The following is a 26,966-nucleotide window of genomic DNA, read 5'->3' on the forward strand; positions in this document are numbered from 1 at the left end:
GCAAAAAGGACTGCCCAGAGGAGCAGCCCTTCTTGTGTTTGTCGCTAGATTCGGAATTTAGAAGATATACTTCAATCCAAATTGGATCGTGCGCGGATTCTGGATTTGATTTGTGATCACCCCAAAATTCGCTGGATCCGTGATGCTGCGGCCGGGAGGCGACCAGCTCACATGGTTCAATGCATTGAAAAACTCCGCGCGGAAGTCGAGGTACTGTTTCTCCCGGACGTAGAACTTCTTGCCAACGGAGCCATCGAGGCTGAAATAGCCAGGGGCCACTTCCGTACCGATTCCGGAGTTCCCGAAAACACCGTTCGCCGGCTGTCCATAGGCGCATTTCCCATCGTCCACGCCAGCGGCGCAGAAGAAGCCGCTGCTCGTTGCCGGAATCCCAAACCAGTTATTCACCGTACGATCCAAAGTTGCGGTGAAGGACCGATAGTGGTTTGCACGAACGTTTCCACGGGGGGCCTGCCCCGTATTGTTCACCCCATTCATGATGGTGATGGGGAAACCGCTGCGAGCGTTCACAAAGTAATTGAGACTCCACCCTCCGAAGATCGCATTTGCGATTTTATTCCCACCCATCGTGAACTTCTGATTGTTGCCAAGTGGTATCTGGTAGAGACCACCGAGCGTGAAGTTGTGACGCACGTCAAAGAAGGCCGGACCACGGTTGCAAGTACGGCAATTGGCATTCTGCCAATAAGCACCTTCGCCATCCGTAGAGCCGCCACCGTAATAACCAAGGTTGTCCGTAAGAGTGACGCCCCAAGTGTAGTTCGCAGTAAACTCAAGTCCTTGGGCAAAGCGCTTGCGGGCGGTGATCTGCATCGAGTTGAAGTCCATCGTTGAGGATGCCTCGGTCAATGCAATGTTTCCGACATTGGGTAAGAGGTTGTAGAGAGGCCGGCGCGTGTCAAGCGGAGCCCAAGTGCTGTAGGCACCAACCCCAGGAAGCGGGTTATTTGCTTCATGTGGCGCCACCAGGTGGCGGCCACGCTGGCCCACATAGCCAATCGACATTGAGGTGGAGTTGTTGAACTGCCATTCCCCAGTCAGGTTGATTTGCTGCGTCGTCTGGGGACGAAGATTGATATCCCAGGCGCGGCCCTGCAGGGAAGTATTGATGACACCAGGAGCGCGCTGACTGTCGAGCGTTACCGCCGTGGTGATCACGTCCGTAAATCCACGCGCGATCGAGCCGGGTCCGGTGGTCTTGTCATAGACCACGTTCGACTCGACGAAGTAAGGCGGATTCAGGGTCGTACGAAGGTTGGCGCCGGTACCCTCCATGAAGGTGGTGTAGGCATAACCGCCACGGATCACAAACTTGCGGTGAAACATCTCTGGCGTATAAGCGAAACCAAAACGTGGCATGAACTGCTTCCAATAGCCGTTGTAGGTGGCGCGCGAGACGCCGTTCTTACCCGGGTAGAGAAGCTGCCCGGTAAAGGTATTGATGTTCACTTCACGGTCAGCCACTTCATAGAGCGGCTGCATGTATTCCCAGCGCAACCCGATGTTGAAGGTCAGGTTATTGGTCGCTTTGAAGTCATCCTGAAAGAACAGCGACGAACGCCAGGAACGCTGGCCCCACTTGCCGACAACAGCGCCGCGCCCCTTGCTGGCCAGATTGTCCAGAAGAAAATCCGCATAAGCCAGCCCGGAGAAGGTGCCATCGTAAGTGAAAGAACCAAGTGCGCCATTGTTGCCCGCATAGTAACGGTTCTGCTGGTAGCGCGTGAACTGTCCGCCCATCTTCAACAAATGCTTGCCTTTTTGCCAGGTGAGATTGTCATAGTAAATGAACTTGTTGTCGACCGTGGAGCCGACCGTAGCCGCGCTGCCGGCATTGGTAAATCCATTTCCGATCACCACGCTGCTCAGCCCGGCATAGGGCTGTCCACCAGCGATTCCGAAAGCGGAGTTGCCATTTGCAGTCAGCTTGCCACTCCAGTCGATCGGGAGACCTTCGTCAATCCCGAGCCTTGAAACTGCCGCTCTTGCCTCATTGACAATCGTCGACGAAATGGTGCGAGTCCAGTTCAAAACCCCGGAGACGGAAGGCGACAGAGTGCCGCTGGTCATCTGGATAGGCAGGATCTGCTGGCTACCGAACTGGTCATAACGGGCAATTGACCAGCGGGCAAAGATAGAGTCCTTTTCCGAGCGGCGGTAATCCACTTTGACGTCAGCTTGATTGTTCTTCAGGGTATTTGAGGTGACTCCGGCATAATTGCCAGTCACTCCCAGGTTTCCGGTACCAGGTTGATTCGGTAAAGGATACAGAGAAGAATCGGAGAACAGCTTCTTCGCCACCGGATTCACGATGCGCGAGGCCGGGATGATGTTGTTGGGAAAAGGCTGGCCAGTAAGAGGATCGACTACAGTCGAACCCGTCGCAACAAACGCACTTAAGTCGCCGTTCCGGTATGCCTGCGGCAGTACATTGGCAGTACCGGGGCCACCATCTCGCTGCTGCGTACCTTCGTAGTCCGCAAAGAAGAAGACTTTGTTCTTCACGATCGGTCCACCCAGTGTGCCACCGAAAATATTCCGCTTGAAGTTCAGCCGCTTTGCCGTATTCAAGTTGCGATTGCGGAAGTAGCCGTTCGCGTCTAACACGTTATTTCGCAAAAACTCGAAGGCGCTTCCGTGGAAGTTATTTGTTCCGCTCTTCAGCGTCAGCATTGTTGCCGTGCCGCCCGCGTTGCCGTAATCGGCGCCGGTGTTGCCAGTGAGAACCTTTACTTCTTCCAGAGCATCCACATTGGGCTGATAACCAATGCGGTTATCAATGGAATCGTTGATGTCCACGCCGTCCAGCATGAAGTTGTTCGTCTGTTCGCGGTTGCCATTCACAAAAGGACGCGAGCCCAAGCGATTCGAACTCCCGAGACTCTTTGGGTCGGTAGTCACCGAACCCGGAACCAGCAGCGTGAGCGATGCAAAGTTCCGGCCATTCAACGGCAGTGCAGTGAGCTTAGCAGCGGAGATGGTTTCCCCGGTCTGCGTCGATTCCGTTTGCAAAATGGGGGCAACGCCTGTAACGTCGACAGACTGAGTGGTGTCCCCAAGCTCCATCTTGATATCGATGCGGGCGGTCTGGTTGACTTCGAGCTTGTAGGGACCCAGCTTCGCGATCTTGAATCCGGGAGCCTCAACGCTCAGTGTGTATTCGCCAATCGGCAAAAATAAGAGATTATAAATTCCAGATTCATTTGAGACAGCTGGGTAAGCCACGTTTGTCGCCACACCAGTCGCAGTAATCTTGGCCTTGGGCACGATTGCGCCCGATTGGTCGGTGATGGTTCCTGTGAAAGCGCCAGTAATGGTTTGCCCGTATATACCCGTGCTATATGCGAGCAGGCAACTTGCTGCTACGAACGCCGTTCGTAGTCTTGATGAGAGAGGAAGCAAATCGTGATCTCCTTACGCGATGGGAATCTTGTCGCTGAGGTCATGAACATGTAAGAAACTACCGCAGGTGAAATCTAAATCCGATTGATCATGCCGAAACAGTAGTGAAAGACCCTTACATGCGAGTGTAACTCAGGCCCATTCCCAAGAGAATAAAAAGATCTTAATCAAATATCCAAAAAGTTAGTTTAATGCCTGTTTCAATTTGTCGCCAAACAAAGAGCCAGACTCTACTTTTTTCTCCGCTTTGGGGGAGATTGCAACGGGTACAGATACGGGCGCAGCAGACGATTCCGAAAGAAACTTCTCTTTCTTCAACACAGTGCGTTCCATGGGCGCCAGATATCCGGTCCAGACACCCGAGAGGGACTTATCCCGCTTGGCATGCTGCCGCATGGCCTCCATTTTGGAGTCGAGATTATCGAGGTGGTGTAAGAGAAGCGCTTCGAGGAACATCGGCGTCTTGGGACTGCCATAGGCGAGTTCCCCGTGATGCGAAACCACCATGTGCTCAACCAGGGTTCGCAGACGGGTGGGGAAATCGGGAAGATCTCTCAACTTCTCATCAATCATGCGCAGGGCGATGATGATGTGACCGAGAAGTTGCCCTTCCGTGGAATAAGCAAAGCTACGCTCATAGCTGAGCTCATGAATTTTGCCAATGTCATGGAGAATGACGCCGGCTAAAAGCAGATCGAGATCCACTTCCACATAGTGCGCCGCGGTCATGCGCGCCAGAGCGCAAAGGCTCAGCACATGCTCGAGCAAGCCGCCCAGCCAGGCGTGATGGATGGATTTTGCAGCCGGTGCAATGCGGTACTTCCGGGCGATCTCCGGATCATTGAAAAGAGCGCTGAGCAGCGCTTTCAGGTGAGGATTGGTGAATCCGTCAATCAGCGCCCGCAACTCCAGCCACATCTCCTCAAGCCCACGGGCAGAGACCGGAAAGAAGTCCCCGAGATCGACTTCGCGATCCTCGATCTTCTGCATCCGATGGATGGTGAATTGCGGTTTGTTCTGGAAGATCTGGACACGGCCCCGGACGCGGACGAAATCGTCGCGATCGAAGCTATCCATGATCTCTTCGACGTTGTCCCACATCTTGGCATCGATGTCGCCGGATTTATCGACGAGGGTGAGAGATAGATACGGCTCTCCCGATTTCTTCTGGCGAACGTCTTTCGCTTGGACAAGAAAGACAGCGGTAATATCCGAGTTGGCCTGCAACTCCGAAACGTAAGGACTCTTCATGGACGCGGGTGTGCCCAGTCAAACAACGACCGGATCAACTCTCTAGTTTACTTGTTTACGGCGGTAGATTTGGAACTGGAACTGCTCTTTGTTCCAGGAATCGGCACAACCCAGAGAGCACGCTTCATCCGGCGGCGGCTGGCGACTTCTTCCTTCGACACGGTTTCCGGCTTGAGCTGTGCTGGATCGGTCCAGGCGGTGTTCTTGCCCGGAGCAGCACCGGTGTCGAGATGCCCTTCCTTGATTTCGAGGAAGGCATCCATGCGGAGCTTGGTGAGGTATTCCCGCATCTGGGGTTGGAAACGAGGCATGTAGAGCTTCTCCATGATTTCGTTTTCCACCTGCTCCAACTCGGCTTGGCCTTCTTTGTGGACGTCTTCAACGCGGAGGATGAGCCACCCATTCGGCAACTTGATCGGATCGGTCACAAAGTTCTTCTGGCCCGTAAAAACAAGGTCTTCAATTGCCTTATTGAGGTTGCCGCGCTTCATCCAGCCGATATCGCCGTCCTCGTTTTTGGTTTGCGAATCGCTGAACTCACGGACCAACGCGCTGAACTTTTCATTCTTGCGCGCGCGAGCGACGATGTCCTTGGCCTTCTTTTCGAGCCCAGCCACTTCAGCAGGACTGCGGCCCTCTGCAGACAGCAGAAGCTCACGCAAGTAGATCTCTTCTTCGCGAATGAAATCCCCTTTGTGCGCTTCGTAGTACTTGGCGACTTCGTCCTTCTTGATGTTGATCTTGCTGCCCACCTCTTGACGGACCACGCGCTGCGTAATCATGTTGTTACGCATTTCGCTTTTCCAGTCTTCAAAGGTTTGGCCGGTTTGATCCTGGATCATCTTCGCCAGGTCTTCCTGGTTTGCGATTTTCATCCGGACCATCAGATCTGCAATGTACTTGCTGATCTCGCCATCGACGCTGATGTTCAGATCCTTACCCTTTTGGGTCAAAAGGAGATTGTCGATCCGGTCACGCAGGCCATTCTTCTCCGCCTCAGCAAGAGCTTTGGTGAGATCGGCCTCGCTCGCCTTGCGACCCTTCATTTCTTCAATGAGTTGCCGGCGAGCGCGAATCAGATCGTTATTCGTAATGATGTCGCCGTTCACTTTGGCGATGATCTGTTCCACTACGACGACATCTGCCGCAAATCCGGCACAGGCCAACACTAAAAAGAATCCAGCAATCCGCATGTTTACGCCTCTAGTGTACACCTGCACGTCAGGGTCCATCAGCAGGCGCTGTGTCAGACTTCTTCTTGGCACAGAGGTTGGCACAGAGGCGAAATGCGTAAGCTGCGGGAGCGGCTCCTCGATCAATTGCGGCAGGGGACCAGTCCGGAATCTCTGGCGCTGACACTCGTGCTCGGATTGAGCCTGGGCACAGTCCCGCTTCCCGGCTCAAGCACCTTGCTCTGTGCGGGAGCCGCATTCTGGTTCCGGCTGAACCAACCGCTCCTCCAACTGGTGAATTACCTGCTCTATCCACTGCAGTTGTTGCTCTATCTTCCGCTGCTGGTGGCCGGAGCGAGACTCCTCGACCCGAGCCTCGCGTCGATAACCACAGAGACCGTATCGGCCCTGTTTCGCGAGAGTCTCTGGGGAGCCGTACAACGCTTGTTCTGGGCTCACTTGGGAGCGCTTCTGATTTGGGCCATGGCCGCGCTACCTGTTGGGACATTGCTGTATGTTGTACTGCTCCGCCTCATGCGAAACTTTCACAAGACCGGGAAAGCTTCTGTATGAATCCGCTGACGCAACTCACTCTCTGGCAGGAATGTCTCCAACTCTTGATGCAGGTGCTGCCGATCGTCTGCGGGATGATGGCGTTGTTGTGGGTGATCCAGTTGCTGTTGCGGAACGCTGCGGTGATGCAGGTGGGCTGGAGCATCGGCTTGGTGTTCTGCGCAGGCTGGTATGCCTTCTTTGGATCAGGCGCCTTTCCCAGGCGCTGGTTACTGGCGCTGCTAGTGGGCATCTGGGGACTGAGGCTGGCGCTGCATTTGTTGCTGAATCGCGTTGGCGGACAGACAGAAGACGGACGGTATGCCGAAGTCCGGCAGAAGTGGGGCGCTAGTTCCCAATGGAAGCTCTTTCTCCTGTTCCAAGCGGTCGCAGTCAGCTGCGTCGTACTATCGATTCCCTTCCTGATCGCCTGCTTGAACAGCGATTCTGACTTCAATCGTGTCGAGAAAGGTGCAGTGCTGCTCTGGCTGATCGCGACCTCAGGCGTCACGATTGCCGACATGCAGCTCAATCGCTTCCGCAGTAAGCCGGAGAATCAGGGGCAAGTCTGCCGGGAAGGACTGTGGAGCTGGTCCCGGCATCCGAATTACTTCTTTGAGTGGCTGGTTTGGCTGAGTTTTGGCCTCTTTGCGCTCACCGCTCCGTTTGGCGCGATCGGGATGATCGCTCCCGCGTTGATGTTGTATTTACTGCTGCACTTGACCGGGATTCCCAGAGCCGAAGAACAGGCATTGCGCAGCCGCGGCGACGCCTATCGGCAGTACCAGCAGGAAGTCAGTGAGTTGCTCCCGCTCCCCCCGAAAGACTCCCGGCGCGAGTTGGCCTGAGAGGCTCGGTGAGCTTGGCTTACCATCAAGACGAGGATAGGGGGCGGATGACGATTCCTCGTTTTGAACCATGAGAAGACGTGAACTGGTAGCGGGATTGGGATTGCTGTCGGGTTGCCGGCGGAATGAGGGCCACTCCATTGAAGGGCGCTGGGAAGGAAAGCTCACAAACGGGGTATCCTCCCTGACGATCAACTACGATTTTGTGCCGGCTCCTGGCCCCAGCTTCGAGTTCCGGGTGAGTTGCCGCGACCTTTGCCTTGTCTCACAGCCGATCCAGGCCTGGAAGATTGAAGGCTCCGAGTTTATTTTCACGCTGCCGCGGCTCGAAGGTCCCCGGACCTACGCCGGCCGCTTTGGTGGACTGACCTTCGATGCCGAGAACAAGACCGCCGGAGAGAGCATGCACCTGCGACGGCTGGGCCGCATTCCGGGTGCACCGTATCGCGAGACAGGCCTCGTCGATATGATCCCCACCCAGCGCAGTTCCCGTGCCACCGCACAGATGTTCGGGAAGAACGAGATCCTGCTGCACTTCAATGCCGATCTGCTGGCCCGCTTGGGAACCACCACATCGAGCCGCCCGGCGCCAGGAGCAGGATGGGTCTTTGTGGAAGATCTTCCGTTACCCCCGCCGCCGAAGGAAAATGCACCGGCTTTTCTCATTGCGCTCTCGCCTTCGCAGGCACGGATTGCAGAAATCGCCCGCTACCAATGCCCGATCTTCGTGTTACTCGGAGAAGCCGATACGCGCAATAGCGATCTCGAGCGGGGAACAAGGCAAATTGCGTTTGATCTTCGCGAGAACCTCACCAAACAAGGCCGGAAGGACTATCAGATTTCACTGATCCCGAAGGCCGATCAAACCTTTCGGATTCCGGGTTACGGGAAGGAATACCCACGGCTCAGTCCTTCGCACATCGAACCCTTTCGAAAGTTTCTGGCTCGATTTGAGCCGGTGCACCAGAGCGCCTGACCACTACCAATAATGGGCCGCGAGCACCCGCGCCGGACCGGGCGTGCCGCCGATCAGCCGGGTGGTGAGCACAAACTGGACATTGTGCCGTTGCCAGTTTTGCGGCGCATTCTTTAACGCCTGTTCGAGATAGCCGGCATTGGTCAGGAACTCGCCTGCCGCTGCAGTACCGCCGCCCCGGATTCCGGCAGCAACGACAATGGCCTGCTCCGTAGTGGGGTTGAAGACCCGCGTGACGATCGCATAATCTTCTGCCACCTGGGAACTCGGAAGATCGCTGCGCACCTTCCAGGCGAGGTTGTCCGGGTGCTGGCGGTCCCGAACAGTTTCCAGGCGATTCGGAGCGTCTTCCTCAAAATAGAAGCGGAGCTCGCCCGTCAGGCTGAGGGTCCAGGAATTGTTGAATGCGCCGATGAGCACGGCAGGCTTGCCACGCAGATCGGCGAGAGTCGTCGAGCGCCCCCCGCGCACCTCAATTTGCCGGTCGTAGTGGGCAAAGAGCCCGGAGAGCCGGGCCAGCGCGCGGGCGTCGGTGAGGCCGACATAGCGGTCGAAAGCGGGTGTGACCTCGCCGAGCGGAACACTGCTGCGGCCCTCAAAACCTGCGCCGCGATCAAAAAGAGAATCCCAATCGCCAGACAGCTTATAGGTGTGTCCTTGCCCAATGCAAACAACGATTGGCCCCCGCTGGTCCAGGAGAGGAGCCCAGAAGAGATCGAGCGCATTGGCTTTGTTTTGCCACCCCCAGATTGCCACTCCCGCGACGGATACAAGAAAGAGCGCGGCGATCCACCAGCGAGGCGATTTCGCCGGAGGAGGAGCTGGCGTCTCGGACGCCGCATCGAGCGCACGCCACTCCGGGACATAGGAACCAGGTGGGAGATCGATGCGCAACTCGCCCTCGTGTCCCGGTTCGTAATAATACTGCGCAAGGCGCTTGCGAACTTGGCCTGCCGTATTCCGGACAACCGGATCTTGGTTCGTGTCGTAGTCAGGGGCGCGGCCAAAAACAGCGACCCCAAGAGAGCGTTCCTTCAAAAGATCCTCGCGGCCCTCGCAGGTCTCTTCAACGACAAAACGGAGGAAGTCGGAGCAGCGTTTGCTGCCTCGAAACGAGTTGCTGTCGAGAATCTTAGCGACCTGCGCGCGAAGCTCTGTGGAGTTCACGATTCTATACGTATCATACGTCCCCTTCACCTGTCCGGAACATACTGAAACATAAGAACTTTTTCCGATCCACCGTAGCCCACCTGCCGGGTTTGAAAACTTAATGATAAAGTCCGTGCAGATGACAGGTTCCCCAGTCGTAATTTTGTTGGCTCTCTCGAGTGTTGCTCTCCTTGCTGCGCCGCCGCAAGAGGTGAGCTTTGAGAAGACCGTCCAGCCCTTTCTCGCCCAAAAATGCTACATGTGCCATAACGGCAAAATGAAGTCGGGAGACCTGGATCTGGCCGCGCTCAAGGCCGTCACCTCCGTTGCCCATGACCCGGAAATCTGGGAAAAGATTTCGCACCGTCTCATGGACGGCACCATGCCCCCGAAGGGGATGCCGCCGCCCAAGCAGGCCGATGTGCAGACGATCACAAATTGGATCAACGAGGAAGTCAAGCGAGTGGAATTGGCGCAGAAGCCGGATCCAGGCCGCGTAACCGCTCGCCGATTGAATCGCGCGGAATACAACAACACCATCCGCGATCTGCTGGGTGTGGATTTCCGGCCAGCTGATGATTTCCCTCAGGACGACTCCGGCTATGGCTTCGACAATATCGGGGACGTGTTGTCCTTATCTCCTGTGCTGCTCGAGAAATATCTGAAGGCAGCGGAGTCCGTGGTGAATACGGCCCTCTTTGGACCGGAGAAACTGAAGCCGATGGCGATCCGTTCGCAGCCGCCAGGCCACGAGTTCCCGCTGTTGCCGAAGGCCGAAGAGAAGTACGACATCACAGGCCTTTCGATGCCAAACTCGCTGCATGCGCAGATGAAGTTTCCAGCTGCTGGAACCTATACCGTGCGGATTGCGCTCGAAGGGCGACGCCCCAATGGCAGCGAACCCCTCGAGATTGGCATCTGGCTGGACGGCAAGCAGATTGGGAGTATTCCGATCGATGCACCCAGCGATGGGGGTAGTATCGACTTGTTCGGCGCCCAGGGCGAGGTGAAGCTCCATCTCCCGGCCGGGGAACATTGGATTGCCGCTTCCCTGCTCCATCTCTATGAAGGACTGCCGCCGAGCTACGGTGGCCAGAACCCGACCAAGCGGAAGCTGCCGCCTCCTCCGGACGTGTCGCGCTTCCTGAAGATTCCGCCGGATGCCACACCGGAGCAGATTGCCGAGTTGAAGAAAAAAGCACTCGAACGGATGGAGCGGAACAAGGTTCCCGCCAATCGCGTTTGGGTTCATTTTGTCGAAGCGCTCGGCCCCTATGACCAGAAGACTGGCCCGGTACTCGAGACCAGGCAGAAGCTCCTCCCCTGCACGGAGCAGCAACCGGGATGTGCCCAAAAAGCGTTGTCGCAATTTGCGCGGAGAGCATTCCGGCGCAGCGTGACGCCGGTAGAATTGCAGCCGTATCTGAAGCTCGTCGCCGACACTCGCCGGGGGGGCGCGAACTTCGATCGCGCGATGGCCACAGGCTTCCAGGCCATGCTGGTTTCGCCCGATTTCCTGTTCCGCATGGAGAAGGCGGAGACGACTGGCACCGCGGAGGTGCAGCCGGTGCAGCAATTTGCGCTCGCCTCGCGCATCTCCTATTTCCTGTGGTCGAGTATGCCGGATGAAGAGTTGCTCCGCGCCGCCGAGCAGAAGACGCTGCGCAATCCGGCCGTCCTCACTGCGCAGGTCAAGCGCATGTTGAAGGACCCCAAGGCGAAGGCACTCGTGGAGAACTTTGCCGGACAGTGGCTGGAGTTGCGCCGTTTGGAATCGGTTGCCCCCGATCGCGAAAAGTTCCCGAACTTCGACGACTATCTCCGGATGTCGATGAAGCAGGAGACCGAGCTGTTTTTTGCGAACCTGATGAAGAACGACCTGAGTATCACCGATCTGGTGGATGCGCCCTATAGCTTCCTCAATGAGAAGTTGGCGAAGTTCTATGGGATCCAAGGTGTGGAAGGGCCCGAGTTCCGCAAGGTGGACATGACCGGCAGCAAGCGGAGCGGTGTCCTGACCCAAGCCAGTATTCTGACCGTATCGTCCTATGCGACACGGACCTCGCCGGTGTTGCGCGGCAAATGGATTCTTGAAAACTTCTTGAACGAACCCATTCCGCCTCCGCCACCGAACGTCCCGGCGCTCGATGAAGCAAAGATCGGCGCGGCAGCGGCATTGCGCCAGCAGATGGAAGAGCACCGTGCGAATCCGGCTTGTGCGTCCTGCCACGCGAAAATGGATCCGGTTGGCTTTGGATTTGAGAACTTCGATGCGATCGGACAGTGGCGAACGAAGGACGGCAAGTTTGACATCGATTCTTCCGGAGCGCTGCCTGACGGCCGCAGCTTCCAGGGGGCGGAGGACTTGAAGCGCATCCTCTCCCAGGACCGCACCAAGTTTGGCGAGTGCGTCTCCGATAAACTTCTCACTTATGCGCTGGGCCGTGGCCTCGAGCGCTTTGACCGCAGGACTGTCAAAGAAATCGCAAAGAACGCGGAAGCAAACAACTACCGGTTCTCGAGCCTGGTGCTCGAAGTCATCCGCAGTCTTCCGTTCCAGATGACACGTAAGGAAAAGAGCAAATCATGATCATCACCAAGAAGCATCTTGCCCGTAGAACTTTTCTGCAAGGGATGGGCGCAGCAATCGGCCTACCGATGCTGGACGCCATGACGCCTGCGCTCAGCGCGACGCACAAGTCCCCGGTGCGCATGGCATTTACTTATATTCCGAATGGCGTCACCTACCGGGATTGGAAGCCAAAGACCGTTGGCTCGAATTTTGAGTTCTCGCCGATTCTGAAGCCGTTGGAGAAGTATCGCGAGGACCTGCTGGTGCTCTCCGGCCTCGATCACCACAATGCCGAGGCATTGGGTGACGGTGGCGGCGACCATGCCCGCGCAGGCGCCTGCTTCCTCACCGGCGTCCATCCGCGCAAGACGGCCGGCGCCGACATCCAGTCCGGGATTTCCGTGGACCAGATTGCGGCCAAGAGCCTCGCATCCATGACACGCATCAGTTCGCTCGAACTGGGCTGTGAGGATTCGCGCACCGTCGGCGGTTGCGATTCCGGCTACAGTTGCGCCTATACGAACAGCATCTCGTGGCGGGGGCCGCAGACGCCGATGGCGCCTGAGACAAACCCGCGCGTTGTCTTTGAACGCCTCTTTGGCGACGAAGACTTCTCTGCTTCGCCAGAACAGCGCGCGCAGAAAGCGCAGCAGCGCAAGAGCATTCTCGACCTGGTGCGGCAACGCACGCAAAGTTTGGTGGGCGATCTGGGAGCTGCCGACAAGCGCAAGATCGATGAGTATCTGACCGGCATTCGTGAGTTGGAACAGCGCATCCAGATGGCCGAGAAGGACCAGCGCCGCTTTGTGCCCGAGATGGAGAAACCGACTGGGGTCCCGGTCGCCTTTGCCGACTACATCAAGATGATGTTCGACCTGCAGGTGCTCGCCTTCCAGGCCGACGTGACCCGTGTTTCCACCTTGCTGTTTGGGCGCGAGGCGAGTGTCCGCACCTACAACGAGATCGGTGTTTCCGATCCGCATCATCCGCTATCGCATCATCGGAACATTCCCGAGAATCACGACAAGCTGACGAAGATCAATACCTTCCACACCACCCTTTACTCGTACTTCCTCGATAAGATGAAGGCCACAAAAGATGGTGATGGAACGCTACTCGATCACTCGATGCTCGTCTATGGCGGCGCAATCTGTGACGGCAACAGCCATTCGCATTCGAATCTGCCGATCCTGCTGGCAGGACGTGGTGATGGCCGTCTCAAGCCCGGCCGCCACATCGAGTACCCGAAGGGCACTCCGACAACGAACCTCTACCTTTCGATGCTCGAACGGATGAACGTTCCGACGGAGAAGCTCGGCGATTCCACCGGACAACTGGAACATTTGACGGAACTCTAAACATGAAATCTCTTTGGCTGCTTCCACTGGCCGCTTGTCTTGCACAAGCGGCCCATTACAACATCCCGCTCTGGGATCAAGGCAAGGTCCCACTCTCGGTGGGCGACGGCCCACTCGATCAGCCGTTTCTGACGGTCTTTTCTCCGCCCGCAGGGAAGGCAAACGGCTCTTCGGTCGTGATCGCTCCCGGTGGCTCGAACATCATGCTGATGTATGGCGCGGAAGGTATGGAGATCGCCGAACGCTATAACGAATGGGGCGTCACTGCCTTTGTTCTGACCTATCGGCTCTCGCCTCGCTATGACGCGAAGGCCCGTACGCTCGATGGCAAACGTGCGATGCAGATTGTGCGCTCGAAGGCTGCCGAGATGAAGCTGGACCCGAAGCGCGTTGGCTTCATCGGATTTTCCGCTGGCTCTGAGACCGCCCGCTATACGGTGGCAACTGCAACCGCAGGCGACCCGAACAGCCCCGACCCAGTCGAGCGCTTTGGCTCAAAGCCCGATTATGTCGGCTTGATCTATAGCACCGGGCGTCCAACGCCTGGCGAAGAGTTGAAGAACTTCCCGCCGGTGTTTCTTTGCGCAGCGCAGTTTGATCGTGGTCCGGCACTGGGATCGGCTCAGTTCTTCACCGACTTGACCAAGGCTGGAGCGATTGCGGAACTGCACTTGTATCAGAAGGGGCGTCATGGCTTTGGCGCGGCGTTTGGCTCGAGCGAATTCGGGCAGTGGATGGATGTGCTGCAGCACTTCCTGTCAGAAGGCGGGTTTCTCGGCAAATGAAGATTCTAGTTTCGGCTCTATTGGTAGCGTCTGCCTTTGCGGCGACCAAACCCGGTGCAGTAGTCAATGACGGCTATGGCGATTTTGTCTATGTGCCTGCCGGAGCCTTCAAGATGGGCGATAACTTTGGAGAGGGCCATGAGCGGGAGCGGCCTGTTCATAACGTCACGCTCGATGCCTATTACATTGGCAAGTTCGAGGTGACCAATGGGGAATGGCGCAAGTTCCGCGATGATCCGGGCTATGACGATCCGAAGTATTGGCCCAACAAACGGCCGGTGCCGAAGGACCAGGTGCCCTATTGGACGAGCGCTCCGAATCACGGTGGAGGCACGCCTGATAGCGACAATTACCCGGTGATGGGGATCAACTGGGATTCGGCTGTGGCCTATTGCAATTGGCTCAGCGCGAAGACGGGCAAGAAGTATCGGCTGCCCACCGAAGCGGAATGGGAGAAGGCGGCACGGGGTACCGACCAGCGGAAGTACCCGTGGGGGAACAACATCGACCACAGCTATGCGACTTATGTGAGTGGTCCGCAGTTTGTAACCGCAACGGCAACCGGTGTGAATCAGAAGGGCGCGTCGCCCTATGGAGCGCAGGACATGGCAGGCAATGTCATGGAGTGGTGCTCCGATTGGTATAGCAAGGATTACTATGCGAAGTCACCGGTCAAGAACCCGAAAGGGCCAGATACCGGGGCGTATCGTGTAGTTCGTGGTGGCACCTTCTTTGAAGAGGCTTTCGATTTGCGTAGTTCGCGCCGGACTGCGGCGTGGCCGAGCTTTCAGGCCCATCGCATGACGGGCTTCCGCGCCGTTCGCGAGCCATAGAGCGATAGAATCAGAGCACGATGAAGACTCTGATTCTGCTGTTGATTGCAAGCTTCGGCTTGTTCGCCGACGATGTCATGCCGAAGGACGGCAAGAAGTATCACGTGATCTTCGAGATGTCGAACGGCGAGCAAGCCCGGCTGGAAGGCGTCATCCGGAATATCAATAATCTTAAAATTGCCCTGGGTGCAGAGAACGTGGTTGTCGACATCGTTCTGCACGGCGGGGCAATTGATTCTTATACCAAGGAAAAATCGACGCTCGCCGAGAAGTGGGATCAGCTCGCCAAGAGTGGGGTGGAACTGCTGGCCTGCAGCAATTCGATGAAGATGCGGAAGATCTCGAAGGAATCGTTGCTGCCTGGGGTGAGGATGGTGGATTCAGCGGTGGCCGAACTCGTGAGGAAGCAACAGGCGGGCTGGCAGTATTTGCGGAATGCGGACTAGGAAGCCAGGCTCACTTTTTTACAGGCGCCTTTTGAAACCACCCACTGTCTGAGTTGTCTGTTTTCTTTTCGACTGGGGGAGCGAGAGTTGTAGTGAAACTGAAACTCGCGACGGAACTAGGACTTGGCGCAGGAATCACCGAATTCATCCGCCCGCCCACACCCTGGAAATTGATCATGTAGTAGCGCACGACCGGATCGTAAAGCAAACGATAGGACATAGTCCGGCCGGTGCCGAGTTCGCTGAGGGCTCGGAGCAGAACGGTTCTGGCAGGCTCTCCAGTCGAATGGAGCGTCATTCGTTGCGTCGGCATAAAGGGAGATTCGCCGAATGCGATCTTGCAGCCGGCGAACTTGGATACGGCTTCGAGGATCAGGCGAAGCGCTTCCTGTGCGGGTTGCGAGTCGATCTCGATGGAGATGGGAGTGGATAGGACGGAAGAGACGCTGCCTGCAAGACTCCCCTTTCATCCGCGACGCTTTGGGGAGTCACGAAGAAACGATTGCCTTCCCGATCCAGACGAAACTCGTGGTGCAGGCCGGTGGAGGGGAAGGCCTCCACTGCCACTTGGATTGCAGATTCGGCTGGCGCGTTCAGGCGCTCAACACGGAAGACGGCTCGACGCTGCACCAGCAGTTTGAAGTTGTTTTTTTGATTCCATCCGTAGCCACATCCTCGAGATCTCCTCGAAATGCGTAACGAGGATCTTCATAGTGGATCGGCAGCCCAAACTGCGCTTCCAATCTGTCGAGAAGGGCCGCCATCGGCCGGTGATCTTCTACGGAAATACGCTGCCCTCCTGCCGCAGTCTATCGAACTTCGAGTTACGGCTTACACTTGTCTCTGGTGAAGGTCCAACCCTCTTCATTGCAGTGGAGGATCACGGAATCCCAGCAGACCTTCGCGCCGACCTCGATGCTCTTTGCTTCCCAGAGGCAGCCGGTGGGCTTGGGCATTGGCTTCTCTGCCGCGAGGCGAACTAGGCGCTCCTCCAAGCCTTTTGCGCTCCAATCGGGCTTCGCCCAGACGTCTTCGTAACGCAACACTCGCAGCTCCGGGAAGAGCTTCGGGAGTTCATTGTCGGCGAAGGCGCCGGCTGGCCAAACCCGGCGCGTGTCGAGATGCCGGTCTTCAATCAGGACCAAGCCGCCGGGCTTGAGTGCGCGGGTCACTCTTGGAGCAATTGATTTGGTTGGCTCATACAGGAGCACGATCAGGTCCCACTTCGCTTCACCAAAATCAAATTGCTCAAAGCTCGTGACCTGTGTGTGCAGCCGCAGGCCGAGTCGAGCGGCTTCTCGATTGGCGTGTTTGACGCCCTCGTCCGCACTATCGATGCCCGTCACCTCCCAACCTTGCTGCGCCAGATAGATGGCGTTGCGGCCCTGTCCCATGCCGACATCCAGCGCCGCACCCGGCTTTCGATTTCGCAGTATTTCCACCAGAAACGCGTTGGGCTGCTTCGAGAAGATTTCGCCCACTTCGCCGCGATAGATGGGGTTGTATTCGTTTGCCTGCGCCGAGACCAAGCTACAAAGCACTACCAGGAAGACGACCAGCCGCAAGCAAGACATGGAAGAAACTCTAACGCGCGCGGCCCGAGAAGGCTAGCGATTGAACTCGATCGTCAGGTTGACGACGTTCTTTTGATTGGGGTCGATCGAGCTCCGCACTCAAGCCCTTCAGACGATAGCTACCCATCAGGAATTGCGGACCACGCTCGACGTTGAGCCGCAGGTTCACGATGTCGCCGGGCTGAAAATTCATTTGATTGTCGATCTTCGAAGCCAGATAGCCAGCGGATCTGAGCGTCTGCCACATCTCGCCAATCGACTTCTCGATCAGCCGCAAGTCAGCTGGCCTTCCGATCGGAAAGACCACCGCAGTGGCGAAGTCGCCTTCGGCGGATCGATTGCGGGCAGCTTCGTCCAGAGAGCCTCTTCCTCAACTCCAGGAATCTCAATCTCCGCCCTCTGCAATTCCGTGGGGTTCCTCAACTCTGAGCCTAAGGTCGTAGCCAGCCTTTCCATCTTGTGTCATCGCTTGATACTCGAAGCGGCAGTTGGTGAAAAACCAGAGCGCGCAATCTGCGTGCAGGCATCCTCAAAGGTAGCCGTGTCCGCCATCTGACCGAGTTGCAACTTCGAGAGCTGGAGACTGCCGCAAGCTGCAATCGCTGTTGCCGGAGGCGCTGCGCTTGAGGAGTGGGAACTGCTGTTGCCCCGTCGCCACTGAGGCGGTGGCGCTCATGAGACAGACGAGACGGCGCTACGCAGTCACTTTGGCGTTGGCGCGCCAGAAGAAGTCGACAATCTTCTCTGGCATCTCGGGGATGTTCTTTCGGAAGATGTGGTTGTACATCATCGAGCCGAGGAGAATGGCTACGGAACTTTCAAGGTCGAGATCGCGCAGTTCCCCTCGTGCCACACCGTCCAGGAGAATGCGTTTCAACTGTTGCCGCGAGGGCTCCATCACCAGTTCGCGCCAAGCCAACCCGAAACTCTCATTGCGCGCGCTGTAGGCGATGAGATGAGGCATGATCCGCGAGCGGGCTTCGGCAAACTCCGGACGCGGCCTTCGGCTGAGCTGCCCCACCAGATCGGCACGCGTGTTGCCGGAGTTGAAGATCACCGGCTCCTGATCAAGCCCGTGGAGATGCCGCAAGACCTCGAGGCAGAGCGCCTCCTTATCGCGCCAATACTTATAGATCGTGGCCTTGCTCACGCCGGAGGCTTCAGCGATGGCATCCATACTCGTCGCGTCGATCCCGCGCTCGCCGAAGAGCGCGATCGCAGCGTTAAGAACCTGGCTGTGCGCCTGCTGACTCCGCGGTCTGGCCATCGCTTAGATCTGAATCCTCGAAAAGCAACGAGCGCCGAGGACGAGGAAGAAGGCCGCAGCGAGCGCGAGAACGCCGAAGTCCGTCAGCATGCCGAACTGGGTTGAAGCAATGAGGGCGCCGCGCAGACCATCGACTCCGTAGGTGAGTGGGTCCAGCTTGGTGACGATGGACAAGGCCAGCGGCAGATTGGTCAGGGGATAGAGCGCGCCCGAGAGGAAGAAGATCGGCATCACCAGGAAGTTCATCACCAACTGAAAGCCCTGCATGTCGACCAGCACGGAGCCAATCGCGGTGCCCATTGCAGCAAAGACAATCGCGATCATCGCCATGAACAGAATCCCGAGCGGGAGTTGCGTCCAGTCGGGCCGGAAGCCGGCGATCAGACAGACGATCAAAATGAGGGTACCTTGCAGCAGCGCGACCGTCGCGCCGCCGAGCGTCTTGCCGATCATGATGTGCAGGCGCGGGACGGGGGCGACGAGTGTCTCCTTGAGGAAACCGAATTGGCGGTCCCAGAGCAGGCCGACTCCCGAGAATACCGAGGAGAAGAGCACCGTCATTCCGATGACGCCCGGGGCGACGAACTGTAGATAGCTGCCGTTGCCCGCTTTGGCAAAGACGGGCCCGAGGCCGAAGCCGAGCACCAACAGATAGAGCAGAGGTTGGCCTAAAGAGGCGATGACCTGAGCCCTGGAGCGGCTGTACTTTTTCAGCTCGCGGAGCCAGAGGATGTAGATGGCAGTCACGTGGTTATCTCCTGAACATCTTTGCCATGTCGCGGAGCTGGGCGTTGGAATCGGCCTTCTCGTCGCGAATGGTGTTGCCGGTGAGGGCGAGGAAGGCGGCTTCGAGCGAGTCGGTCGCCGTCCGGGTTTTGATTTCTTGTGAGGTGCCCTCGGCAACAATGCGGCCGTGGTCAATGATCGCGATGCGATGGGCGACTCGATCTGCCTCGTCCATGTAGTGCGTGGTGAGAAAGACGGTGATCTTTTCGGTTTCGTTCAGCTTCTGGATGTGGCTCCAGAGCTGGTTGCGGGATTGCGGGTCGAGGCCGAGGGTGGGTTCGTCGAGGAAGAGAATCTTGGGGGTGTGGAGGAGGCCACGGGCGATTTCGAGACGACGCTTCATGCCGCCCGAGAAGGTCTTGACCTGCGAATCGCGGCGATCCCAGAGCTCGAAGGTTTTCATGAGCATCTCTGTACGCGAGATTCGCAGCTCGCGGGGCATGTGATAGAGCATGCCGTGGAGTTCCATGTTCTCGATCGCGGTGAGGTCGGCGTCGAGGCTGGGGTCCTGAAAGACAATGCCAAAGCGCTTGCGGGCATCGTTCGGGTGCTGGGCGGGATCGAGACCGTCTAGCTCCACCGTGCCGGAAGTGGGCTGCAGCAGGGTGGTGAGCATCTTGATAGTGGTGGTCTTCCCTGCTCCGTTCGGGCCGAGGAAGGCGAAGATCTCGCCCTGATGGACATCGAAGGAAAGGTTGTCGACCGCCGTCGAATCGCCGAACTTCTTCACGAGGTTGGTGGCGCGAATCATGGAACGATACTAAACGATACCGTTCAGTATTGCAATAGGAAAAAGAAACGCTCCAGGCGAACCTGGAGCGTTTGGGGATTAAACGAGTTTGGTCTTGCGGACCGGCAACTCGCGGATGCGCTTGCCTGTCGCCGCAAAGATCGCGTTGGTGATGGCCGGAACAATCACCGGAACACCGGGTTCGCCGACGCCCGCCGCCAGTTCGTTGCTGGGCACGATGTGGACATGGATGTTCCGTGGCGACTCGCTAATGCGAGCAACCGGGTAATCGTGGAAGTTGGACTGTGTGATGTGCCCATCGGCAGCTGAGATCTCGCCGAGCATGGCGATCGAGGTGCCGAAGATTGCCGCGCCTTCAAACTGCGAACGCACGCGGTCGGGATTGACGATCTTGCCGCAATCAGCGACGGTCCAGACATTCGGGATGGTGAGCTTGCCGTTGTCGTCGATTTCGACTTCGACAACGCTTGCGATGTAGCTGAGGAAGCTGCGATGGGCGGCAATGCCGAGCGCGCGATTCTTAGTCGCCTTCTTCTTGCCGTAGCCGCTTTGCTCGGCAACCATCTCGAGAACACGGCGCAGACGGCCGGTGCTGATCGGGAACTTTTCGAGCGATTGCCCGTTGTTCCAGGGCTTGACGCCGTCCTTGCTGAGGTCGACATTGCGATCGGGGCCGAGCGTCTTGAGGACGTAGCTGAGGTAATCGCTGTTGTTGGCGACAGCTAACTCATCGAGAAAGCTGTGGATGCCGAAGGCGTGGTAGACATGCGCGACCGAACGCAGCCAGCCGAGACGCAGATGGTTCGGCGCGGGGCAGTTTTCGGCACGGATGTTCGGCACATCGTAGGGCAACTCGTTGAGGCCCATGCCGATTTCAAATTCGGCTCCGTATTGCTGGCCGGGCCCGAAAGTAGATGCGATTGGCGGGAAGGCTGAGCGGAAGAGCCAGGAATTCAGGCGTCCGTCGGCGTCCATGCCAGCTTTCATGTGCATGCCAGCTACGGTGTGATAGTAGTCGAACTTGATGTCGTCTTCGCGGGTCCAGATCACCTTCACCGGCTTGCCGCTGGCCTTTGAAAGCAACGCAGCTTCGACGACATAGTCGGGCTTGGACTTGCGGCCAAAGCCACCGCCGAGCAGCGTGACGTGGCAGATGACCTTCGTCTTGTCGATGCCCATTGCCGCGCCAACCGCTTCCTGCACGGCCTGCGGATTCTGCGTCGGGCACCAGGTTTCGACTGTGCCATTCTTCCATTCAGCAACCGCGACAGGCGGTTCCATCGGAGCGTGGGACAGCATCGGCGTGTAGTAGTCCGCCTCAAGCGTCTTGGCCGACTTGGCAAAGGCCGCCTCGACGTCACCGCGATTGCGAACCACCTTGCCGGGCTTGCGCGCCGTATCGAGCAGATACTGCCGCTCGTCCTTCGAGTTGAAGGTCTTGTGCTCGCTCAGGTCCCAGTCGATCTTCAGCTTCTTGCGGCCTTGCAGGACGGCCCAGGTGCTATCGCCCAGAACCGCGACGCCGCCCAGTTGCTGGAAGAGGTGGGGTTGTTTGAAGAGTGGCAACTCGACAGTTTTGGTGACGCCTTTCACAGCCAGCGCCGCCTTGTCGTCGTAGCTTTTCACCTTGCTGCCGTAGACCGGAGGACGCTCGACCATCGCGTAGAGCATGCCCGGAATCTTGGCATCGATGCCAAAGACAGCCTTGCCGGTGACGATGTCGTGCGAATCGATAATCGGCACATCTTTGCCGATCAGCTTGTACTGGTCGGGAGTCTTGTAGCGGAGTTCGTGCTCTTTGGGGACTTCGAGAGTGGCAGCGACGGCGAGCAGTTCGCCGTAGGCGAGAGACTGCTTGGTCTTGCCGTTGATGACTTTGCCTTGCGAGGCGGCGACATCGCCGGGCTGGCAATTCCACTTCTGCGCGGCGGCCCGTTCGAACATCGTGCGCGCCGTAGCGCCGGCCTTGAGCATCGCAGCGCCGAAGTCGCGGACAGAACAAGAGCCGTCGGTATTTTGCGAACCGTACTTTTCATCACCAAGCGCCTGCTCGACGCGAACTTTTTTCCAGTCAGCTTCGAGTTCGTCAGCCAGCATCATCGGCAACGTGGAACGGCTGCTGGTGCCCATTTCGGAGCGATGCGCCATGATAACAACGGTTCCGTTGGGCTCGAAACCAAGATAAACGCTCGGCTGCCAGGAGGTGGGGGCGGCATTCGCTGATTTTGTTCCCGCGCTCACGCCAAAGACGAGTGCGCTGGCGGAAAGGACGGTGCCGACAAAGCCGCGGCGGTCCAGCATTTGAACGCTCTGGTCGTAGTTGGCATAGGCCTCTTGGGCCAGGCGAGTGGTCTCGGAGATGCGCTCGGGCGCCGGGCGGCTTTCGCCGTAAGCTGGGTGGATCATTAGGCCTTCACCCCCGCTGCCGACTTCACGGCGGCTCGAATTCTGGTGTAGGTGCCGCAACGGCAGATGTTGCCGTTCATGGCGGTATCGATTTGTGCGTCGGTGGGCTTCGGCGTCTTCTTCAGCAATGCCGCGGCCTGCATGATCTGCCCGGCCTGGCAATAGCCGCACTGGGCGACTCCGTGTTTTTCCCACGCCACCTGACAGGGATGCGTTCCTGAAGGGCTCAGGCCTTCGATGGTGGTGACTTCTTTCCCAGCCAGAGACTTGACCGGGGTGACGCAACTGCGGATCGCTTCGCCGTTCTGATGAACGGTGCAGGCACCGCAAAGGCCCATGCCACATCCGAATTTGGATCCAGTAAGAGAGAGCTCATCACGGAGGTACCAGAGCAACGGCATATCACCGTCGCCGTCAAACTTCCGGGTTTGCCCGTTGACTTTGAGTTCGATCATAGCGGTGCATTGATCTTACACTGGTGTTTGGTATGAAACAACGCATTCGGTCCACGACAATCCTGAGCGTCCGGCGCAATGGCAAGGTCGTGATTGCCGGTGACGGACAGGTCACGCAAGGCTCAGAAGTATTGAAGAGTGGAGCAAAGAAGCTGAGGCGGCTCTACAACGGTAAGATCCTGGCGGGATTTGCCGGGTCAACGGCAGACGCCTTCAGCCTTTTTGCCCGCTTTGAAGCGAAGCTGGAGCAGCATAACGGGCAATTGCCACGCTCGGCCGTAGAATTGGCGAAAGACTGGCGCACCGACAAGATGCTGCGCCATTTGGAGGCGATGCTGATTGTCGCCGACACCGAAAACACCTTTTTGCTCTCCGGCAACGGCGACGTCATTGAGCCGGACGATTCGATTGCCGCCATCGGCTCGGGAGGCCCCTTTGCGCTTTCCGCCGCGCGCGCCCTGTTTGAAAACACCGAGTTGAGCGCTCGTGAAATTGTCGAACGATCCATGAAGATCGCAGGCGACATCTGCATCTTCACCAACCACAACATCGCAATCGAGGAATTGAACTAACGCACCATGGTGATCTATTTGCCGAACCACGGGAACGACAACGCCCCGCTGCTGGACGAATTGACTCCGCGCGAAATCGTAGCCGAACTCGATAAATACGTCGTCGGCCAGAATGACGCAAAGAAGGCGGTGGCGATCGCACTGCGCAATCGGATTCGCCGCCAGCGTCTCGAGCCAGAGATGGCCGAGGAGGTGATGCCGAAGAATATTTTGATGATCGGCTCCACCGGCGTCGGCAAAACGGAGATTGCCCGCCGTCTGGCGAAGCTGGCGAATTCGCCGTTTCTCAAGGTGGAAGCAAGCAAGTTCACCGAGGTCGGCTATGTGGGCCGCGATGTCGAGAGCATGATCCGCGATCTGGTGGAGATCTCGATCGATCTGATTCGCGAGGAGCGGCTTGATGAAGTGGCCGAGCGTGCCGAACAGAATGCGGAAGACCGGCTACTCGATCTGCTGATGCCTGCACCCGAGGAAGGCGAGACCAAGGAAGCAACCGAGAAGATCCGCGAAAAATTGCGCGAGAAGCTGCGCGCCGGCAAGCTGGACGAGAAGAGCGTCGAGCTCGATGTCAAAGAGAAAACACCGCAGGTGCATGTCGCGGCCGGCCCCGGCATGGAAGAGATGGGAGCCAACATCCAGGAGATGTTGCCTGGCCTCTTCGGCCCCCGGATGAAGAAGCGCAAGATGCGCGTGCCCGAGGCGCTCGACTATCTGACCGAAGAAGAAGAAGAGCGGCTGATCGATATGGATCAGATCACCAAAGAGGCGCTCGAACGAGTGGAGCGCAACGGCATTATCTTCCTCGATGAGATCGATAAGATTGCGGGCCGCGAAGGCGGCGGTGGTCCGGATGTCTCGCGAGAAGGCGTCCAGCGCGACATTCTCCCGATTGTCGAAGGAACCACGGTCAATACCCGCTACGGCTTTGTCCGCACCGACCATATTCTCTTTGTCGCCGCCGGCGCCTTCCACGTCTCGAAGCCTTCGGACCTGATTCCGGAATTGCAGGGCCGCTTCCCGATTCGCGTCGAGTTGCAGGCGCTGACCCATGCGGATTTTGTCCGCATTCTGAAAGAGCCGAAGAACGCGCTGACCAAGCAATACATCGCCCTGCTCGAGACCGAAGGCATCAAGCTGAAGTTTGATGAGAGCGCGATCGAAGAGATGGCCAAGCTGGCCGTTGAAGTGAATCTGTCGACCGAGAACATCGGCGCGCGACGCCTGCACACGATCATCGAGAAGGTGCTGGAAGAGATTTCCTTCGAAGGGCCGGACTTGAAGAAGAAGAAAGTGACGATCGATGCGGCCTATGTGCGCAAGCAACTGGCTTCCATTGTGAAAGACCAAGACCTCAGCCGGTACATTCTATGAGGCATTGCGGCGTCCTGATCCTGGCGGCGCTCAGCTTGGGATCCTGCGGCTATGTGGGAGACCCGATGCCTCCTGCGTTGAAAATTCCCATGGCGGTGACTGATCTTTCTATCGCCCAGGTGGGACCAAATTTGCTGGTCCACTTCACCATTCCGCCCAAGACGATGGAAGGCCTGCCATTGGAGCGTCTGGGCGCGATCGAGTTGAAAATCGGCGCGAGTCCAGCTCCTCCCTTTCAGGTGGAGGCTTGGAGCAATCAGGCGCGTGTGGTCGATGTATCGGCAACCGCGCCGGGTATTGTCCACGCAAAGATTCCAGTGAAGGATTGGGCGAATCAGGAAGTGGTGGTGGGCGTGCGGGTGGCCAATCAGAAGATGCGCGTCTCGCCTTGGTCCAACTTCGCGACCCTCCAGGTGCTGCCTGCGTTGGAGATTCCGGCAGACTTCCGTGCGGCAGCCTCCGCGACCGGGGTCGAACTCGATTGGAGCGAGGGCAGCCCCCGACCGGGCTTAGAGTGGCGCATCTTCCGTCAAGGTCCCGACGAGAAGGAAGCAACCGAGATCGCCAATGTCAGCACCCCAAAGTTTAGCGACAGCGGCGCACAGCACGGCCAGACCTACAGGTACTCCATCCTCAGCGTGCTGGGCAAGGCAACGAGTGAACGGAGTGAGGCGATCACGATCACCCCGGTGGACACCTTTGCTCCCGCGACGCCTTCGGGATTGTCCGCGCTGGCAGCTCCTGCGGCGGTGCAGCTCAGTTGGGAGCGGAATCGCGAAACCGACCTGGCCTTCTACCGGGTGTATCGATCTGTCGACGGCGGCCCCTTGGTCAAAATTGCAGAGTTGCCGAGTGCGGCGAATTTCCGCGACACCGATGTCAAGCCTGGCTTCCTCTATCGCTACTCCGTTTCGGCCAGCGATCAGAAGGGCAATGAGAGTCCGAAATCAGAACCAGTGGAGATTCGAATTCCGTGAAGAAATTTATACGCTTCGCCTTGAGCCAGGATGCGGAACCGACAACCGTTCATGGCCTCTATGGCTTGTTAGAAGGCGATCAGGTAATCGAGACCGGCCAGCTCTTCGGAACCCAGTGCGCCGAAGAGCACAGGCGTAGCGCCGTACGGCTGCTGCCGCCGGTGCTGCCGTCGAAGATCATCTGCGTGGGACGCAACTATGTCGACCACGCAAAGGAACTCGGCAACGACGTACCCACCGAACCGCTGATCTTCCTGAAGCCCCAGTCGTCTCTCATCACCAACGGCGACTCCATCGTTTACCCGCCCCAGTCGAGCCGTGTCGATTTCGAGGGCGAGATCGGCCTGGTGATCTCCAAGCGCGGCCGCAACATCAAGCCCGAGGATGCTTGGGAGCATGTCTTCGGATATACCTGCGTCAACGACATTACGGCCCGCGATCTCCAGAAAAAAGATGGTCAATGGACTCGCGGCAAAGGTTTTGACACCTTTTGCTCGGTGGGGCCGTGGATGGTATCGAAGGAAGACTTCGACCTGACGAAAACGACGCTACGTACAAAACTGAACGGAGAGTTGAAGCAGGAGGGGACGGCATCACAGATGATTTTTGACGTGGGTGCTATACTCGCCTTCGTAAGCTCATTCCTCACGCTCGAGCCCGGCGACCTGATCGCCACTGGGACACCAGCCGGGGTGGGGCCCATGCAACCCGGTGACCAAGTCACTGTTGAAGTTGAAGGCCTGGGTTCGCTCACCAACACAGTCATCAAGGGTTAAATTCACATGAAAATCTTTCTCGATACCGCAAATCTGGACGAACTGAAGAAAGCCGCCGCTTGGGGCGTCGTCGACGGCGTCACCACCAACCCGTCGCTGATCGCCAAGGAAGGCATCAAGATTGAAGAGCAGATCGCACGCATCTGCGACATCATCGACGGCGACATCTCGGCCGAAGTGATTTCGACCACCGCCAAGGAAATGGTGGAAGAGGGCCGCAAGCTCGCCAAGATCCACAAGAACGTCGTCGTCAAGGTGCCGCTCATCCGTGACGGCATCCAGGCCTGCTCTGAGCTGTCGAAGGAAGGCATCCGTCTGAACGTGACGCTTTGCTTCTCGCCCGCCCAGGCCCTGCTCGCCGCCAAAGCTGGCGCCTACATCGTCAGCCCCTTCGTCGGTCGTCTGGACGACATCGCCCAGCTCGGCATGGAACTGATCGAATCGATCACCACCATCTACGGCAACTACGGCTACACCACGCAGGTTCTGGCCGCCAGCCTCCGCAGCCCGCTGCACGTCGCACAGGCCGCTGAAGTGGGCGCCGACATCGGCACCCTGCCCTTCAAGGTTCTCGACCAGATGTTCAACCACCCGCTCACCGATAAGGGCCTTGAGATCTTCTTGAAGGATTACGCGAAAGCGTTCGAAACCTCCAAGTAGACCACG

Annotated in this window: 24 protein-coding genes; 13 read left to right on the forward strand and 11 right to left on the reverse strand. The window is 57.7% G+C overall.

Going from position 1 to position 26,966, the window contains the following annotated elements; translation table 11 throughout:
- Nucleotides 1-57: 57 nt before the first annotated feature.
- The 3 genes from M017_RS0101435 to M017_RS0101445 all read right to left on the reverse strand — a co-directional run bounded on the left by M017_RS0101435 (nt 58) and on the right by M017_RS0101445 (nt 5,867).
- Entirely contained in the window at nt 58-3,423 is a 3,366-nt protein-coding gene (locus M017_RS0101435) for a TonB-dependent receptor (RefSeq protein WP_080507443.1), read from the reverse strand.
- Between the two features lie 183 nt (nt 3,424-3,606).
- Nucleotides 3,607-4,674 (reverse strand): 3'-5' exoribonuclease YhaM family protein, encoded by a 1,068-nt coding sequence (locus tag M017_RS0101440; protein ID WP_031495223.1) that lies wholly within the window; start codon nt 4,672-4,674, stop codon nt 3,607-3,609.
- 47 nt (nt 4,675-4,721) lie between these two features.
- Nucleotides 4,722-5,867 carry a peptidylprolyl isomerase gene (locus M017_RS0101445; protein WP_051669416.1) on the reverse strand — a complete coding sequence of 382 codons (1,146 nt, stop codon included), beginning with the start codon at nt 5,865-5,867 and terminating at the stop codon, nt 4,722-4,724.
- A gap of 93 nt (nt 5,868-5,960) precedes the next feature.
- Between M017_RS0101445 and M017_RS27280 the strand changes: the two genes are divergently transcribed.
- From M017_RS27280 to M017_RS0101460, 3 genes are all read left to right on the forward strand, one after another.
- Complete coding sequence (locus tag M017_RS27280; RefSeq protein WP_051669417.1) at nt 5,961-6,419, forward strand: DUF2062 domain-containing protein; 459 nt, start codon at nt 5,961-5,963, stop codon at nt 6,417-6,419.
- Nucleotides 6,416-7,246: a DUF1295 domain-containing protein gene (locus M017_RS0101455; RefSeq protein ID WP_035957587.1), complete on the forward strand. Its 831-nt coding sequence runs from the start codon at nt 6,416-6,418 to the stop codon at nt 7,244-7,246. Before M017_RS27280 ends, M017_RS0101455 begins: the two co-directional genes overlap by 4 nt.
- 70 nt (nt 7,247-7,316) lie before the next feature.
- The gene (locus M017_RS0101460) at nt 7,317-8,222 is read left to right on the forward strand and encodes a hypothetical protein (RefSeq protein ID WP_155121164.1); all 906 of its coding nucleotides are present in this window, start codon (nt 7,317-7,319) and stop codon (nt 8,220-8,222) included.
- Between the two features lie 3 nt (nt 8,223-8,225).
- Here M017_RS0101460 and M017_RS0101465 read toward each other — a convergent pair whose 3' ends face one another.
- A complete protein-coding gene (locus M017_RS0101465) occupies nt 8,226-9,389 on the reverse strand; it encodes a hypothetical protein (RefSeq protein ID WP_031495232.1) in 1,164 nt (387 codons plus the stop codon).
- Nucleotides 9,390-9,510: 121 nt separating this feature from the next.
- On the opposite strand from M017_RS0101465, the gene M017_RS0101470 reads away from it, so the two are divergent.
- Genes M017_RS0101470 through M017_RS0101490 form a run of 5 tightly spaced genes read left to right on the forward strand, consistent with a single transcriptional unit; the run spans nt 9,511 to nt 15,365 of the window.
- Nucleotides 9,511-11,961, forward strand: a complete 2,451-nt coding sequence (locus M017_RS0101470; protein ID WP_031495234.1) for a DUF1592 domain-containing protein — start codon at nt 9,511-9,513, stop codon at nt 11,959-11,961.
- Nucleotides 11,958-13,301 carry a DUF1552 domain-containing protein gene (locus tag M017_RS0101475; RefSeq protein WP_031495236.1) on the forward strand — a complete coding sequence of 448 codons (1,344 nt, stop codon included), beginning with the start codon at nt 11,958-11,960 and terminating at the stop codon, nt 13,299-13,301. Before M017_RS0101470 ends, M017_RS0101475 begins: the two co-directional genes overlap by 4 nt.
- A gap of 2 nt (nt 13,302-13,303) precedes the next feature.
- A complete protein-coding gene (locus tag M017_RS27285; protein ID WP_051669418.1) occupies nt 13,304-14,086 on the forward strand; it encodes an alpha/beta hydrolase in 783 nt (260 codons plus the stop codon).
- The gene (locus M017_RS0101485) at nt 14,083-14,919 is read left to right on the forward strand and encodes a formylglycine-generating enzyme family protein (RefSeq protein WP_051669419.1); all 837 of its coding nucleotides are present in this window, start codon (nt 14,083-14,085) and stop codon (nt 14,917-14,919) included. Before M017_RS27285 ends, M017_RS0101485 begins: the two co-directional genes overlap by 4 nt.
- Before the next feature lie 20 nt (nt 14,920-14,939).
- Complete coding sequence (locus M017_RS0101490; RefSeq protein ID WP_031495240.1) at nt 14,940-15,365, forward strand: DsrE family protein; 426 nt, start codon at nt 14,940-14,942, stop codon at nt 15,363-15,365.
- Nucleotides 15,366-16,189: 824 nt separating this feature from the next.
- Here M017_RS0101490 and M017_RS27290 read toward each other — a convergent pair.
- The 7 genes from M017_RS27290 to M017_RS0101540 form a co-directional block, all read right to left on the reverse strand.
- A complete protein-coding gene (locus tag M017_RS27290) occupies nt 16,190-16,939 on the reverse strand; it encodes a class I SAM-dependent methyltransferase (protein WP_051669420.1) in 750 nt (249 codons plus the stop codon).
- Nucleotides 16,940-16,949: 10 nt separating this feature from the next.
- The gene (locus M017_RS0101510; protein WP_031495247.1) at nt 16,950-17,216 is read right to left on the reverse strand and encodes a hypothetical protein; all 267 of its coding nucleotides are present in this window, start codon (nt 17,214-17,216) and stop codon (nt 16,950-16,952) included.
- A gap of 417 nt (nt 17,217-17,633) precedes the next feature.
- Entirely contained in the window at nt 17,634-18,206 is a 573-nt protein-coding gene (locus M017_RS0101520) for a TetR/AcrR family transcriptional regulator (protein ID WP_051669421.1), read from the reverse strand.
- A gap of 3 nt (nt 18,207-18,209) precedes the next feature.
- Nucleotides 18,210-18,953, reverse strand: coding sequence for an ABC transporter permease (locus M017_RS0101525; protein WP_031495249.1), 744 nt, complete (start codon nt 18,951-18,953; stop codon nt 18,210-18,212).
- A gap of 4 nt (nt 18,954-18,957) precedes the next feature.
- On the reverse strand, nt 18,958-19,743 hold the full coding sequence (locus M017_RS0101530; RefSeq protein WP_031495251.1) for a daunorubicin resistance protein DrrA family ABC transporter ATP-binding protein: 786 nt from the start codon (nt 19,741-19,743) through the stop codon (nt 18,958-18,960).
- A 78-nt stretch (nt 19,744-19,821) separates the two neighbouring features.
- Nucleotides 19,822-22,149 (reverse strand): xanthine dehydrogenase family protein molybdopterin-binding subunit, encoded by a 2,328-nt coding sequence (locus M017_RS0101535; RefSeq protein WP_080507445.1) that lies wholly within the window; start codon nt 22,147-22,149, stop codon nt 19,822-19,824.
- Nucleotides 22,149-22,604: a (2Fe-2S)-binding protein gene (locus M017_RS0101540; protein ID WP_031495255.1), complete on the reverse strand. Its 456-nt coding sequence runs from the start codon at nt 22,602-22,604 to the stop codon at nt 22,149-22,151. Before M017_RS0101540 ends, M017_RS0101535 begins: the two co-directional genes overlap by 1 nt.
- A 32-nt stretch (nt 22,605-22,636) precedes the next feature.
- Between M017_RS0101540 and hslV the strand changes: the two genes are divergently transcribed.
- Genes hslV through fsa form a run of 5 tightly spaced genes read left to right on the forward strand, consistent with a single transcriptional unit; the run spans nt 22,637 to nt 26,960 of the window.
- Nucleotides 22,637-23,176, forward strand: coding sequence for an ATP-dependent protease subunit HslV (hslV, locus tag M017_RS0101545; protein WP_031495257.1), 540 nt, complete (start codon nt 22,637-22,639; stop codon nt 23,174-23,176).
- A gap of 6 nt (nt 23,177-23,182) precedes the next feature.
- Nucleotides 23,183-24,547: an ATP-dependent protease ATPase subunit HslU gene (gene hslU / locus M017_RS0101550; protein WP_031495260.1), complete on the forward strand. Its 1,365-nt coding sequence runs from the start codon at nt 23,183-23,185 to the stop codon at nt 24,545-24,547.
- Entirely contained in the window at nt 24,544-25,524 is a 981-nt protein-coding gene (locus tag M017_RS0101555) for a fibronectin type III domain-containing protein (protein WP_031495262.1), read from the forward strand. The genes hslU and M017_RS0101555 overlap by 4 nt, the downstream gene beginning before the upstream one ends.
- 20 nt (nt 25,525-25,544) lie before the next feature.
- Nucleotides 25,545-26,300 (forward strand): fumarylacetoacetate hydrolase family protein, encoded by a 756-nt coding sequence (locus M017_RS0101560; RefSeq protein WP_051670537.1) that lies wholly within the window; start codon nt 25,545-25,547, stop codon nt 26,298-26,300.
- A gap of 6 nt (nt 26,301-26,306) precedes the next feature.
- Nucleotides 26,307-26,960 carry a fructose-6-phosphate aldolase gene (gene fsa, locus M017_RS0101565; RefSeq protein ID WP_031495267.1) on the forward strand — a complete coding sequence of 218 codons (654 nt, stop codon included), beginning with the start codon at nt 26,307-26,309 and terminating at the stop codon, nt 26,958-26,960.
- Nucleotides 26,961-26,966: the final 6 nt, after the last annotated feature.

Origin of the sequence: Bryobacter aggregatus MPL3, from assembly GCF_000702445.1 — a bacterium.
GTDB lineage: Bacteria > Acidobacteriota > Terriglobia > Bryobacterales > Bryobacteraceae > Bryobacter > Bryobacter aggregatus.

What these genes read in the sequence shown, in the direction of transcription:
- M017_RS0101440 (WP_031495223.1), bottom strand. Translation starts at nt 4,674, where the DNA reads ATGAAGAGTCCTTACGTTTCGGAGTTGCAGGCCAACTCGGATATTACC.
- M017_RS0101445 (WP_051669416.1), bottom strand. Translation starts at nt 5,867, where the DNA reads ATGCGGATTGCTGGATTCTTTTTAGTGTTGGCCTGTGCCGGATTTGCG.
- M017_RS27280 (WP_051669417.1), top strand. Translation starts at nt 5,961, where the DNA reads ATGCGTAAGCTGCGGGAGCGGCTCCTCGATCAATTGCGGCAGGGGACC.
- M017_RS0101455 (WP_035957587.1), top strand. Translation starts at nt 6,416, where the DNA reads ATGAATCCGCTGACGCAACTCACTCTCTGGCAGGAATGTCTCCAACTC.
- M017_RS0101460 (WP_155121164.1), top strand. Translation starts at nt 7,317, where the DNA reads ATGAGAAGACGTGAACTGGTAGCGGGATTGGGATTGCTGTCGGGTTGC.
- M017_RS0101470 (WP_031495234.1), top strand. Translation starts at nt 9,511, where the DNA reads ATGACAGGTTCCCCAGTCGTAATTTTGTTGGCTCTCTCGAGTGTTGCT.
- M017_RS0101475 (WP_031495236.1), top strand. Translation starts at nt 11,958, where the DNA reads ATGATCATCACCAAGAAGCATCTTGCCCGTAGAACTTTTCTGCAAGGG.
- M017_RS27285 (WP_051669418.1), top strand. Translation starts at nt 13,304, where the DNA reads ATGAAATCTCTTTGGCTGCTTCCACTGGCCGCTTGTCTTGCACAAGCG.
- M017_RS0101485 (WP_051669419.1), top strand. Translation starts at nt 14,083, where the DNA reads ATGAAGATTCTAGTTTCGGCTCTATTGGTAGCGTCTGCCTTTGCGGCG.
- M017_RS0101490 (WP_031495240.1), top strand. Translation starts at nt 14,940, where the DNA reads ATGAAGACTCTGATTCTGCTGTTGATTGCAAGCTTCGGCTTGTTCGCC.
- M017_RS27290 (WP_051669420.1), bottom strand. Translation starts at nt 16,939, where the DNA reads ATGTCTTGCTTGCGGCTGGTCGTCTTCCTGGTAGTGCTTTGTAGCTTG.
- M017_RS0101520 (WP_051669421.1), bottom strand. Translation starts at nt 18,206, where the DNA reads ATGGCCAGACCGCGGAGTCAGCAGGCGCACAGCCAGGTTCTTAACGCT.
- M017_RS0101530 (WP_031495251.1), bottom strand. Translation starts at nt 19,743, where the DNA reads ATGATTCGCGCCACCAACCTCGTGAAGAAGTTCGGCGATTCGACGGCG.
- M017_RS0101535 (WP_080507445.1), bottom strand. Translation starts at nt 22,149, where the DNA reads ATGATCCACCCAGCTTACGGCGAAAGCCGCCCGGCGCCCGAGCGCATC.
- M017_RS0101540 (WP_031495255.1), bottom strand. Translation starts at nt 22,604, where the DNA reads ATGATCGAACTCAAAGTCAACGGGCAAACCCGGAAGTTTGACGGCGAC.
- hslV (WP_031495257.1), top strand. Translation starts at nt 22,637, where the DNA reads ATGAAACAACGCATTCGGTCCACGACAATCCTGAGCGTCCGGCGCAAT.
- hslU (WP_031495260.1), top strand. Translation starts at nt 23,183, where the DNA reads ATGGTGATCTATTTGCCGAACCACGGGAACGACAACGCCCCGCTGCTG.
- M017_RS0101555 (WP_031495262.1), top strand. Translation starts at nt 24,544, where the DNA reads ATGAGGCATTGCGGCGTCCTGATCCTGGCGGCGCTCAGCTTGGGATCC.
- fsa (WP_031495267.1), top strand. Translation starts at nt 26,307, where the DNA reads ATGAAAATCTTTCTCGATACCGCAAATCTGGACGAACTGAAGAAAGCC.